Genomic DNA, 12,559 nt, shown 5'->3' on the forward strand with positions numbered 1-12,559 from the left:
GGCGGAGCCGAACCGGCAGTCCGGAGACAACCCGTCCTCAGGTATCGGGGTGCCGCGCATCCGCTTCGCGGTGCTCTCAGTGGATCCGGTTAGGTCAACCTGCTCGCCTATTCCTTGTCGGGTTTCTGGTCGGGCTTGTCGTCGAGGCGCAAAGCGACGAAACGCAAGCCGGTCGAGCCCTCCACCAGCAGCAGGACGGTCTTACGGTCGGCTTCCGCCGCCGCTTCGACTTTCTCTGCGACCTCGCGCGGCGTACTGACCGACTCCTGGCTGACTTCGACGATCACGTCGCCCGGCCGAATCCCCTTTTCGCTCGCTGCGCCCGCGGGATCGACATCGGTGACGACGACCCCCTTTGCTCCTTCCGCCAACTGGTACGTCTCGATGTGCTTGGCGTCGATTTCAGCGAGGCTCATTCCCAGCCTCTGCAGTTCCATGTCCTTGCCGCCGGGTGTCCCCTGCGCGCCGCTCTCGGCCAATGTCTTCTCGCCCTCCTCCAGCGAGCCGATTTCGACTTCGAGTTCCATGTCCTTGCCATCGCGCCACACCTTGACGGGGACGGTGTTGCCGACTTCCGTATCGGCGACGATGCGCGGCAGCGCCCGCATCTCGTCGACATCCTTGCCGTTGAACTCGAGAATAACGTCTCTCCGCTGGATGCCCGCCTTCTCCGCGGGCCCCTCGGCGATCACGTCCGCGACGAGGGCGCCGCGCGCATCATCGAGACCCAGGCTTTCGGCCAGTTCTTCGGTCACGGTCTGGATCCGCACGCCGAGCCAGCCGCGCCGCACTTGACCGTGTTCGATGAGTTGGCGGATGACCGGCTGGGCGGTGCTGGTGGGGATGGCGAAACCGATCCCGATGCTTCCGCCCGAGGGCGAGAAGATCGCGGTGTTGATACCGATGACTTCTCCGTCGAGATTGAACATCGGCCCGCCGGAATTGCCGCGGTTGATGGACGCGTCGGTCTGCAGGAAGTTGTCGTACGGCCCGGCGTGGATGTCGCGGCCGCGGGCCGAGATGATGCCGGCGGTCACAGTGCCGCCGAAGCCGAACGGGTTGCCGATCGCCACCACCCAGTCGCCTACCCGCGATTTTTCGGAATCGCCGAAACGGACAGCGAACAGCTCGGTTGGCGGATCGACCTTGAGCACGGCGATGTCGGTCTTGGAGTCGCGCCCGATCACCTCCGCCTGCAGCCGCGTCTCGTCGTGGAGTACGACCGTCACCTCATCCGCGTCCTGGATGACGTGGTTGTTGGTGACGATGTAGCCGCCGGCGTCGATGATGAACCCGGAGCCGAGCGACGTGCTCTGGCGCATTTGCGGCGGCTGGCCTCGTTCCAGGAACTCCTTGAAGAACTCCTCGAACGGCGAGCCCGGCGGCACGGGCAACTCAAGGCCAGGCTGGCCCTCCAGCGACTGGGTCGTCGACACGTTGACGACCGACGGCAACAGACGGTCGGCAAGTTCTGCGAAGCTCTCCGGTGCGGTGCGTGCGGTCGAAGCCCGAGGGCCTGTCGCAACGATGAAGGCCGCAAGCACGGCGAGCCCGATGCCGACCCAGCGCCTCGCGATCGCGGCGGGCACTCCCCGCACCTGCGCCGCGCCTGCCGGGCGGCGGATGATCGCGGACGGGCTTACCGGTGCGAATAGTTGGTTTGCCATTGTCATGTCTCCGCCCTGCGCGCCGTCATCGCGCTTCTGTTGGGGTGGCGTCCCCAGGAAATTCAGCCTTTGACCATCCACACCAGCATGACGCCGAATACGACGGCGACGAGGCCAGCACTCCGCAGGCTGTGGGACGGGTGCGCCAGAATTTGCGCCATAAGGCGTTTCATCGCATCCGGAAAAAGCGTGTAGGCGATGCCCTCCAGGGTCATCGCAAGGCCCAATGCCACGACCAGATCAACCATGCGGCTCCGCCACCCCGCTCCGTCGCCCGATCGCCCGGAGGCTCAAATTGCGCCGCATTCTTCAGCGCCTCGCAGTCGGGCATCACTGCTGGGTCTGCGGCTTCGCGCCGGCTTCATTGAAGAAATAGCGGAAGAAGTCAGCGTCCGGCGACAGGATCATCGTGGTGTCGTCGCCTTTCAACGCCGTGTACGCTTCCAAAGAACGATAGAAATCGAAGAAGCTAGGGTCGCGCCCATAGGCGTCGTTGAGCACGTTCGTTCTTGCCGCATCGCCCTCGCCGCGCAGGATCTGAGAGATCTTGTTGGCGTCTGCAAGGATGACCGTGCGTTCCCGCTCAGCATTTGCCTGGATCTCCGCCTTCTGTTCCTCTCCTTCCGCTCGCAATTGGGCGGCCTGAGCCTCGCGTTCGGAGCGCATCCGGCTGTAGACGGCATCGCTGGTGACTTCAGGAAGGTCGGTGCGGCCGATGCGCACGTCGACGACCTCGATGCCGAAGTTTGGCGCCTGGGATCTCAGATCGTCGTTGATGTGGCTCATGATTTCGCTTCGCTTCGACGACAGCATGTCGGCGAGCGACACCTGCGCCACCTCCGATCGCACCGCCGAATTCAGAAGCCGTCCGAACAGATTGATGAAGTTCGCCGTGGTCACGGCGCGTTTACGGAACTCGAGCGGGTCGATGATGCGAAATCGGGCGAACGCGTCGACGCGGATGCGCTTCTGGTCGGTGAGCAGGATCTCTTCCGGCTCCGGATCCAGCGCCAGGATGCGTTTGTCGAAGTACTCGACGTTCTGGATGAGCGGGACCTTGACGTGCAGGCCGGGCTCCTTGATGACCCGAACCGGGTTGCCGAACTGCAGGATCAGCGCCTGCTCCGTCTGGTGCACGGTGAACAGTGCGCTGAACGCCAGGATGCCTAGAACGACGACGATGATGCCGAGCATGAAGAGCCTGGTTTGCTTCATCGGTCGGCCCCCCGGTTGGTTTGTTCAGTTTGCTGACCTAGTTGTCTTTTCTGGATCTCCGGGAGCGGAAGATACGGAACCACGCCGGAGCCGGCGGCGCCCTGATCGATGATGATCTTTTGCGTGTCGCCGAGAATATCCTGCATGCGCTCCAGGTAAAGGCGGCGCGCGGTCACTTCCTGGCCCTTGGAATAGGCATCGTACACCGAGACGAAACGCTGCGCCTCGCCTTCGGCGTCGCGAACCACCTTGTCCTTGTAGGCCGTGGCCTGTTGGATGACCCTTTCGGCTTCGCCCCGCGCGCGGGGCACGATGTCGTTGCGGTAAAGCCGCGCTTCGTTGATCAGCCGTTCCTGATCCTGCCGCGCGCGCTGGACTTCGTCGAACGCGTCGATGACCGCGGCCGGCGCGTTCACTTCCTGCTGCTTGACGGCCACAATCAGGATGCCGGAGGCGTAACTATCGAGAATGCCCTGCAGCAGATCCCGTGTCTTTGCCTCGACTTCGGGGCGCTGATTGGTCAACGCGCCCTCCAGCGGCGTCTGGCCCATCACCTCCCGGATAGCGCTCTCCGCGGCGATCTTCACAGTCGCTTCCGGCTCGCGAATGTTGAAGCGATAGTTCGCGGCGTCCTTGATGCGCCACTGCACCACGAACTCGACATCGATGATGTTCTGGTCGCCGGTCAGCATCAGGCTTTCCTCGGGCACCTTGATCTTGCGGCCGGTGCGACCGGTATCGCTGGGCGAGCGGTAGCCGACGGTGATCTGATTGGTGCGCTCGACGTTGGTCAAGATGACGTCGCCGATCGGCGCCGGCAGCCAGTAGTTGAGGCCCGGAGCGGTGATCTTGACGAACTTGCCGAACAGGAGTTCGATACCCTGCTCGCCGGGCTGTACGCGGTAGAAACCGGTAATCAACCAGATCCCGAGCGCCGCGGCGACCAACAGGACAAGGCCCCGCCCGCCTCCTACTCCGCCGGGCAGAAGGCGCTTGAAGCGCTCCTGGGTGCGGCGAAGCATCTCTTCCACATCCGGAGGCGGCGGTGTTGACGGGCCGGTTCCCCATGGCCCTCCACCTCCACCACCGCTGCCCCAAGGCCCACCTTTTGGATTCCACGCCATTCTCGTGCGTCACTCCTGTCTGAAGGTCTCGCGTCTGCCGCGTCGCCGTGGACGGCGGCTCACTGATCTGGACGGCTCACACCGGCGCTCATCTTGGCGATGCACGCCGCTGGTGCCATATCTCCACGATATAGTGATGTGCGGGGCGCACTGCCTGCCTTATAGGACAGCTTGCCGGGCGGTGCAACGCGGACGCGCTGCGGGATCGACCGCAGTAAGTCTCTTCGCACGGCAATCGCACAAACAAGACAAGGATTCTCGGTACAATGGCTGACGTTACGGAAGAACAGGTTCTCGGTGCGCTGAGCTGCATCCTCGATCCTGACCGCAAGCGGGATGTGGTCAGCCTCGGCATGGTCAAGGGACTGCAGATCAAAAGCGGCCACGTCGCCTTGTCGCTGGAGGTGGACCCGGAGCGCGGTCCGCTCCTGGAGGACGTTCGCAGGCAGGCGGAACAGGTGGTGCATCGGTTGCCGGGTGTGCTGACGGCGCAGGTGGTGCTGACCGCCGAGCGCGCCGGCGCCACCCGTCCTCCCGCTGGAAAGCCCGCCGCTGCGCCGCAACCGCAGGCCGCGGCGCTCATGCCGGGCGTGGGCGCCATCGTCGCCGTCGCCTCCGGCAAGGGCGGGGTCGGCAAATCGACCACCGCCGTCAACCTCGCGCTGGCGCTCAGCGCTCGCGGCCACGCCGTCGGACTGCTCGACGCCGATGTCTACGGGCCGTCGATGCGGCGGTTGCTGGGCGTCAGCGGCGGACCCACGTCATCGGACGGCGTGCGGCTCGATCCGATCCAGAAATTCGGGATCAAGGCCATGTCGATGGCGTTCCTTGTCGAAGAGGAAACGCCGCTGGTGTGGCGTGGCCCGATGGTTCAGTCTGCGCTCGAGCAGATGATGCGGGACGTCAACTGGGGAGAGCTTGACGTGCTGGTGGTCGACATGCCGCCGGGCACCGGCGACACCCAGTTGACCATGGCGCAGCGGGTGCCGCTCGCCGGCGCGGTCATCGTCTCCACACCCCAGGACATCGCCCTGATCGATGCCCGCAAGGGGCTCAACATGTTCCGCAAGGTGGATGTGCCGGTGTTGGGGTTGATCGAGAACATGAGCTATTTCTTGTGCCCGAACTGCGGCCATCGCTCGGAAATCTTCGGGCACGGCGGCGCCAGGTCTGAAGCCGACCGGCTCGGCATGCCGTTCCTGGGCGAAATCCCGCTGCACATGGCCATTCGCGAAACGTCGGACGAGGGCACGCCCATCGTCGTGCAGGACCCTGAGAGCGAACATGCGCGCGCCTACATGGCGATCGCCGACAACCTGTGGGAGAGGATCGGGGAGAGCAGCCGCCAACAAGCCGAGGCAGCGCCCCGCATCGTCATCCAATAGAGGGGCAGCAGCCGGCCATATATTTTTGCCCGAGTTCGCTGCGCAAAAACTCGCAAGACGACGCCCTCAGAGCTGTTCGAGCGTCTGGCGGGCCTCGTCGATGCCGGGGTATCGGGCGTCGCCGCTCGTCGCCTTTTCCAGAGCGGCGCGCGCCAGTTGGTCTTCGCCCAGTGCGTGTAGCACCATGCCGAGATGATAGTGCAGTTGAGGCACCGTCGAATCCAGCGCGATGGCGCGCTCCAGGTTGACGCGGGCAAGGCGAAGCTCCCCGGTTCGGTACTGCAGCCAAGCGAGCGTATCGACGAACAGGGAATTGGTGGAGTTCTCGAACCGCCTCGCCAAACTCAATCCGCGCTGCAACTGGTCGGGATCGTCATTGCGGTAATCGGCGATCAGCGCGGCAAGGTTGTTGGCGGCGATGTCGATGCTCGGGTCTTGCGCCAGGATGGTCTCGTAGGTGGCGGCGGCTTCGTCGTATTGGCCGCTCTTTTCGAGCGTCTCCGCAAGCCCGAGAAGCAGCTCGACGCTGTTCGGCATTTCCGCGACGCCCGAGCGGAACGCCTCGACTGCCGCGTCGATCCGGCCCTCGCTGGCGTAAAGGCGTCCGAGGTTGCTGTGCGGCACCGACCAGCCGCTGGAATGTGCGATGGCGTTCTGGAACGACTGGACCGCCTCTTCCGGTCGGTCGAGGCGCAACAGCACCTCGCCGAGCAGATTGTGCGCGACTGCGTTGTCGCCGTCGTCTGCGATCAGCGCCCGCAAGTACGCCGCCGCGTCTTCCGATTTGCCCTGAAGGAGATACGCCTGGACGGCGCCGGTCAGCGGTTCCGCCGCCCGTGGCGCGGCATCGCGAGCTGCGTTGAACGAGGCGAGCGCATCCTCGTATTCACCGCGGCCGAGATGGTAGGCGCCCTGCAGCGTGTAGCCTGAAGCGTGCTGGTCTGGGAGCTGGAGAAGGCGATCGATAGTCGCCTTCGCTTCGCGCCATTTTTCTTGTGCGGTGAGAATTGACGCCTTGGATTGCAGCGCAGGGGCGGCCTCGGGTTGTTGCTCCAGCACTTCGTCCAGCAGCCTCAACGCCGCGTCCGGATTGCCCTGCTGAGCCAGGAGCGAAGCCAGGCGCTGGCGGCTTTCGGTATCGGCGGGCGCCAACTGGATGACCCGCTTCAGGGTATCCATGGCAATCTCCGGTTCGCCGTTCAGCATCTGTGCCTGGGCCAGAAGCCGGAGGGCCTGCACCGACTCCGGGTCGTCGCGCAGCAGGGAGCGCAGGTCGGATATTGCCGGGTCGATCTCCCCCTTCTGCAGGGCGATCGACGCTCGCATCAGGAGCGCGTCCGCGTTGTTGGGAGCCGCCGCCAAAACCTCTGCGATCACCGGTGCGGCGGCGTCGGGATCGTCGTTGAGGAGGTGGAGACGGGCCAGCGCCACGCGAATCGGCAGATCCCCCTGCGCCAGCGCGGTGCCGGCTGCGGGCGCGGTGCGGTCGATCAGGGCGCGCAAGGTCTCCGTTGCCCGGTCCATCTCGCCGTTGTTGGCATAGATTTCGGCCAGCTTGACGGGGTACTCCGCCTGGTCGGGATTCTTGTCGATGAGGTCCGTCAACTCGGCCTCGGCGGCGGCCCGCCCCTTGGTGTTCAGCAACAGGTTCACCAGCGCGAGGCGCGATTGGGCGCCGCCGGCATCGTCGGCAATCGCCTGGCGCAGCACCGCTTCCGCATCGTCGATGCGTCCCTGTTGCGCATGGAGATTGGCGAGCGCCAAGCGATAGCTGAAGTTGTCGGGCTCTTTTGCGGCGAGCCGCTGGTAGATCGCCTCGACTTCGTCCTGGCGTCCCTGCTCATGAAGTATGCCGGCTTTCATCAACAGGAAGGCGACGTTGTCCGGTTCGCTCGCAAGCAACGTGTCGAGGGCGGCGAGCGCCGCTGCAGGGTCGCCCTGTCGCTGATACACCCGGACCAGGAGAATGCGCGCCGCAGTGTGGTCCGGATCGCGGGCAAGAGCAGCCTTGGCGCCGGCCATGGCGTCGTCGACCTGATCCCGCCGGAGCGCCAGGGTCGCCAGAAACACGAGGACGTCAGGGTCTTCGGGCGACAGCGACTTGAGCACGTCGCCCTGTGCCGCGGCCAAGTCGAGTTCCTTGGCGGCCAGATAGAACTGCGCCACTTTGAGCTGCGCCTGAAGGTTATCAGGCTGCCGCTCCGCGACAGACTTGAAGGCCGAGAACGCGCGTTGCCATTGGCCTTCGCGTTCGTTGATCAGCCCCATGTAGTAGCGCGCCTCGATCCCCTTGGGATCGATCTGCAGCGCGTTCTTGAATTCGAGCCTGGCTTTGACCAGGTCGCCTTCCTCGAACAGCGCCTTGCCGCGCTCGATGTATTCGCTCTCGCGCTGCTTGGGATCGCTGCAAGCGGTGGCAACGCCCAAGGTGAGCAGCAGCACGGCGATCGTTGCCAGCCAGCCGATGCGACGGAGACGTCGCGGCGCGGCGTGTCGTGCGCTCATCACCTTTCAATGCCCCCCGCCAGCGTCCCGGGTCCTGCACGGTCAGCCATCGGCGGTCTCCTGTCCCGGAACGAAATCGTCGACCTGGTGATAGACCGCCCGCACGAAATCTGCGAGCCGAGCTTCCGCAGCGTCCGGGCTTTCTCCCGGATGCACGGCGGTGACCAGCCTAATCATGGCGCCGTCGGTGCGGTTCTGCGTCAGGGCATCCCAGAAAATCATCCACTTGACGGCGTATTCATTGGTCAGCAGGCGGCCCCGCTGCTGGAACCAGTAGTAGACCACCTGCTGCAGCGTCCCTTTGGCGATGACGACGCGGTTGACGGAAAGGGCGCCGCCGGCGCCGTCGACGTTGTCGATCCGCCGCTGGTCCACCTGCATCATTTCCCAGCCGCCGCCGGGAATGCAGGAGCGGGGCGAGTGCGCGGAATGTCCTTTGCGCTGCGATGGGTAGTACGCCAGAAAAAAGTTCACCGGGACCCGCTCGTCCGGAGCGACGTAGTTTGCGTGGACGTAGTCCTCGAGCTTGAGAACGTTCAGATAGACCTGCTCGATGGGCTCTTCCTGACCGCGCCAGTCGTCGATGCGCATCGGAAACGTCGCGAAATTCCTGTGCGGTGGAACTACCTCGGCGCGCGCCGGCAGCATGAGGGCGACGCTGGTCATGACTGCCAGCAATGCAAGGTTGACCACGTAGGGTGGAGCCCGCCACGGCGGGGCCGCCGCCGTTCCCGAAGCCGGCTGCTGCCGTTGCCATTGCAGTTCGAGCAGGTCTGCAAGCGAGTCCGTGCGCCCGCTGAGCCGCGCCAGAAGCAGCATCTCAAGAAACAGAAGGCCGACCCCGAAAATGAAAATGATCCAGCCTTCGAAGAAGTGGAGGAATCCCTCCGCCGTCTCGATCCCGAACCGGTCGACGATGACGCCTGTGACGGCGATGCGGAAACTATTGATGAAGATCGTGATCGGCCCGGTGGAGACGAACAGCAGGATCTTTTCCCACGTGCGGCCCTTGTACAGGTAGGCGAGCAGAAAGCCGAAGCTCATCAACGGGAAAAGGTAGCGCAAGCCCGAACAGGCTTCGACGACCTGAAGCTTGTAGATCCCGAGGTCGATGACGTTGCCTTCCAGAAACACGCTGATCCCCATCAGGCGGATCATGTCCACGCCGAGGGTTGACGAGATGAGCTGCATGTTGCTGGCGAGGCCCCGGTAGAGGAACGTCGGCAACGGCACGAGAAAGATGAAGTACGCCAGCGGCGCCCAGATGACCTTTACCGCACGCCAGCCGATACTCGAGACCACGACCCCGAACAGGGTGATCAACAAGCCGTACTGAATGATCGCAAAGATCGTGCTCAGCTCGCCGAACAGTCCGGCCGCAAGGCCGATGACGACGATGGGGACACCGGTCCAGGTCGGTCGGATGCCGGCGGCGGCAAGCTCGCCGCGCTTCTGCCAGATCAGCGCCGCGGAGATGAACGGGATCAGCCAGGCGTGGCTGTATTCATCCAGGGACCAGTCGTTGACCATCTTTGCGACGCCGTCGAAGAAGATGGCGACGCACAGCCCAATGACCACCGCCCCGCTCAGCAACCAACCGATCGTGTGATGCCGCGCCTCGGCGGCGTCCCGGCCGACGCCGGGCGTCGATGCTGGATTGGCAGTAGACGGCCTCATTCCGTATCCCGTTGTCTGTTGTCGAGCATCCAAGCTGGGCCGATGGTAGCGCAACCGTTGCGATTAAGGAACACACTTCGCTCCCGCCGATAGCGCCTGATGTGAGTTTCTAGCTGTTCAATCTTGCCGACTCATTAAGGTTTGGGCAAGCGCACCCGGTAAGCCTTGTGCCTGACCGCGGATTTCGTCATTCTCCGGCACGGCTGGAAGCGAGTGAGAACGATGAGCGATAACCGCGTGTACCTTTATGACTGCACCCTGCGCGACGGCGCGCAGACCCAGGGGGTCAGTTTCAACCCGGCGGACAAGGCGGCGATAACCAGGGAGCTGGACGCACTCGGCGTCGACTATGTCGAAGGCGGCTGGCCGGGGGCGAACCCGACCGACGACGCCTTCTTCGCGGCGCTGCCGAAGCTGTCCCGTGCGCGGCTCTCCGCCTTCGGGATGACGCGGCGCGCCGGACGCAGCGCCGACAACGACCCCGGGCTGAACGCCGTGCTGGGATCGGGCGCAGAGGTCGCGTGCCTGGTGGGCAAGAGCTGGGATTTCCAGGTACGCACCGCCCTCGGCATCGAGCTCGACGAGAACGTTCGGATGATCGCCGACAGTATCGCTCTGGCCAGGGATAAGCTTTCCGAAGTCCTGTTCGACGCCGAACACTTTTTCGACGGCTATCGCGCCAACCCCGACTACGCCCTGACCTGCCTCACGGCTGCGTACGAGGCCGGCGCGCGGTGGATCGTGCTGTGCGACACCAACGGCGGCACCCTGCCCCATGAGGTGGAGGCCTTCGTCGGAGATGTTGCCCGGCACATCCCGGGCGCGCACATCGGCATCCACTGTCATGACGACACCGGCAACGCCGTCGCAAACAGCCTGGCCGCGGTGCGCGCCGGGGCGCGGCAGGTGCAGGGCACGTTGAATGGCCTTGGGGGAGCGTTGCGGCAACGCCAACCTCGTCTCCATCATTCCGTCGCTGGTCCTCAAGATGGGGTTCGAAACGGGGGTCACCCGCCGCGACCTCACGCGCCTCACCCACGTCTCGCGCATGCTGGATGAGCGCCTCAATCGGGCGCCCAACCGCGGCGCGCCCTACGTCGGCGACTCCGCGTTCGCCCATAAGGGTGGTCTGCACGTTTCCGCCGTGGAGCGCGATCCGCGATGCTACGAGCACATCGAGCCGGAGGCGGTGGGCAATCGCCGACACATCGTCCTCTCCGACCAGGCCGGGCGCGCCAACATCCTGGCGCGGTTCCGCGATATTGGTGTCGAGATCGACACCAAGGATGCGCGGATCGGCACCCTGCTCGAGACCTTGAAGGAGCGCGAATACGACGGCTATACTTACGACGGCGCCGAGGCCAGCTTCGAACTTCTGGCCCGCCAGGCGCTGGGCGAGGTGCCCGACTTTTTCCGGTGCTCGAGCTTCCGCGTCATCGACGAGCGCCGCTGGGACGCCAACGGCGATCTCAAGACCCTCTCCGAAGCGACGGTGAAGGTCGACGTCGCCGGTCATCGCGATGCGGCCGTGGCCGAGGGCAACGGGCCGGTCGACGCCCTCGACCATGCCTTGCGCAAGGTCTTGACGCCGGTATACGGGCGGCTCAGCGACGTGCGGCTGGTGGACTACAAGGTCCGCATCCTCAATCCGGAAGCCAAGACCCGCGCCAAGACCCGGGTGATGATCGAGTCGGCATGCGCGCTGACCGGGCGGCACTGGACGACGGTCGGGGTGTCCACCAACATCATCGACGCCTCCTACAGGGCATTGCGGGACAGCATCGTCTACATTCTGTTCCGCGACCGCCTGGACAAAGCGGAAGAAAGCCGCCGTCGGCCGCCCGCCGCCTGACCGCCAGCCATCCGACCGCCGACGTGGCCACGCCCGATGTGACGGTCGCGTCGTCGCTGCCGCACGGCGGTCCCGCAATCGTGTTGGTCGAGCCGCAACTCGGCGAAAACATCGGCATGGTTGCCCGCGCCATGCTCAACTGCGGCCTCTCCGATTTGCGCCTCGTGCGACCGCGCGAGCCTTGGCCGAACGCCAAGGCAGAGGCCGCATCCGCCGGCGCCGACGGGGTGATCGCGGGCGCTCGCCTGTTCGGAACGACGGGTGGGGCGATCGCCGATCTTCGTCGGGTTTATGCGACGACGGCGCGTCTTCGCGACATGACCAAACGCGTCGTGACACCGCGGGATCTCGCCGCCGACCTCCGCGCCCAGGATGACCGCGGGCGGAGCAGCGGCATTCTGTTCGGCAAGGAGGCGAACGGTCTCAACAACGATGACGTCGCCATGGCGGACGCAGTGGTCACGGCGCCGTTGAACCCTGCCTTCAGCTCGCTCAATCTGGCGATGATGGTGCTGTTGGTCGGCTACGAGTGGTACCTCGGCGGGGCGGCGGAGCAGCCGCCGGCGGGCGTCCGCATGACCATGCCGAAGGGGACCCGGCCCGCTAACAAGCAGGAGATGCTGGGGCTGTTCGAGCACCTGGAGCGCGAATTGGATGCCTGCGGTTTCTTGCGCCTCGAGGAGAAGAGGCCGATCATGATCCGCAGTCTGCGCAACGCCCTCGGACGCGCCGGGCTGACCGAGCAGGAAGTCCGGACGCTGCGCGGCGTCATCGCCTGCCTCGCCGCCCCGCGAGGCTCGCATCGCACGCACGGATCGGACTGAAAGACGCAGCGGAACCCGCTTCCTGGGGGGTCACCTCTCCGTTGCGAGCCGGAGCAACGTCGGCTAGGTTGTGCAGGCGGCGATTCCCCTGCGCCGCATCGTCGGAGGGATGGCCGAGCGGCTGAAGGCGCACGCTTGGAAAGCGTGTTCACGGGCAACCGTGACGTGGGTTCGAATCCCACTCCCTCCGCCAACTGCGTCGCGCACAACACTCTCCGGCGCCGTGTGGGGTGCCAAAAAACGCCAAGAATTGCGCACTTCTGGCCGAAAACCTGTTGACCTCGCAGGCGGCGGAAGAGCCGAATTCGTT

Annotated in this window: 8 protein-coding genes, 1 tRNA gene and 1 pseudogene; 4 read left to right on the forward strand and 6 right to left on the reverse strand. The window is 64.9% G+C overall.

Annotation, left to right across the window (positions count from 1 at the left end):
• Positions 1–107: 107 nt before the first annotated feature.
• The 4 genes from IPM60_16690 to hflK form a co-directional block, all read right to left on the reverse strand.
• Complete coding sequence (locus tag IPM60_16690; GenBank protein ID MBK8909447.1) at positions 108–1,667, reverse strand: DegQ family serine endoprotease; 1,560 nt, start codon at positions 1,665–1,667, stop codon at positions 108–110.
• A gap of 62 nt (positions 1,668–1,729) precedes the next feature.
• A complete protein-coding gene (locus tag IPM60_16695) occupies positions 1,730–1,915 on the reverse strand; it encodes a DUF2065 domain-containing protein (GenBank protein MBK8909448.1) in 186 nt (61 codons plus the stop codon).
• Positions 1,916–1,997: 82 nt separating this feature from the next.
• Positions 1,998–2,882 (reverse strand): protease modulator HflC, encoded by an 885-nt coding sequence (gene hflC / locus IPM60_16700; GenBank protein MBK8909449.1) that lies wholly within the window; start codon positions 2,880–2,882, stop codon positions 1,998–2,000.
• Positions 2,879–4,006 (reverse strand): FtsH protease activity modulator HflK, encoded by a 1,128-nt coding sequence (gene hflK, locus IPM60_16705; protein ID MBK8909450.1) that lies wholly within the window; start codon positions 4,004–4,006, stop codon positions 2,879–2,881. The genes hflC and hflK overlap by 4 nt, the downstream gene beginning before the upstream one ends.
• Positions 4,007–4,272: 266 nt before the next feature.
• Between hflK and apbC the strand changes: the two genes are divergently transcribed.
• Positions 4,273–5,391, forward strand: coding sequence for an iron-sulfur cluster carrier protein ApbC (gene apbC, locus IPM60_16710; protein MBK8909451.1), 1,119 nt, complete (start codon positions 4,273–4,275; stop codon positions 5,389–5,391).
• Positions 5,392–5,457: 66 nt separating this feature from the next.
• Here apbC and IPM60_16715 read toward each other — a convergent pair whose 3' ends face one another.
• Entirely contained in the window at positions 5,458–7,896 is a 2,439-nt protein-coding gene (locus IPM60_16715) for a tetratricopeptide repeat protein (protein ID MBK8909452.1), read from the reverse strand.
• A 42-nt stretch (positions 7,897–7,938) separates the two neighbouring features.
• On the reverse strand, positions 7,939–9,573 hold the full coding sequence (xrtD, locus tag IPM60_16720) for a VPLPA-CTERM-specific exosortase XrtD (GenBank protein ID MBK8909453.1): 1,635 nt from the start codon (positions 9,571–9,573) through the stop codon (positions 7,939–7,941).
• A 222-nt stretch (positions 9,574–9,795) separates the two neighbouring features.
• Between xrtD and IPM60_16725 the strand changes: the two are divergent.
• From IPM60_16725 to IPM60_16735, 3 genes and pseudogenes are all read left to right on the forward strand, one after another.
• Positions 9,796–11,425 (forward strand): annotated as a pseudogene (locus IPM60_16725) (citramalate synthase).
• A gap of 23 nt (positions 11,426–11,448) precedes the next feature.
• The gene (locus IPM60_16730) at positions 11,449–12,249 is read left to right on the forward strand and encodes an RNA methyltransferase (GenBank protein ID MBK8909454.1); all 801 of its coding nucleotides are present in this window, start codon (positions 11,449–11,451) and stop codon (positions 12,247–12,249) included.
• Positions 12,250–12,352: 103 nt separating this feature from the next.
• A tRNA-Ser gene (locus IPM60_16735) sits at positions 12,353–12,442 on the forward strand.
• Positions 12,443–12,559: the final 117 nt, after the last annotated feature.

The organism is Rhodospirillales bacterium, assembly GCA_016710335.1.
Classification (GTDB): Bacteria; Pseudomonadota; Alphaproteobacteria; order Rhodospirillales; family Defluviicoccaceae; genus JADJXQ01.

Coding starts and splice junctions, on each gene's coding strand:
- IPM60_16690 (MBK8909447.1), bottom strand. CDS start 1,667: ATGGCAAACCAACTATTCGCACCGGTAAGCCCGTCCGCGATCATCCGC.
- IPM60_16695 (MBK8909448.1), bottom strand. CDS start 1,915: ATGGTTGATCTGGTCGTGGCATTGGGCCTTGCGATGACCCTGGAGGGC.
- hflC (MBK8909449.1), bottom strand. CDS start 2,882: ATGAAGCAAACCAGGCTCTTCATGCTCGGCATCATCGTCGTCGTTCTA.
- hflK (MBK8909450.1), bottom strand. CDS start 4,006: ATGGCGTGGAATCCAAAAGGTGGGCCTTGGGGCAGCGGTGGTGGAGGT.
- apbC (MBK8909451.1), top strand. CDS start 4,273: ATGGCTGACGTTACGGAAGAACAGGTTCTCGGTGCGCTGAGCTGCATC.
- IPM60_16715 (MBK8909452.1), bottom strand. CDS start 7,896: ATGAGCGCACGACACGCCGCGCCGCGACGTCTCCGTCGCATCGGCTGG.
- xrtD (MBK8909453.1), bottom strand. CDS start 9,573: ATGAGGCCGTCTACTGCCAATCCAGCATCGACGCCCGGCGTCGGCCGG.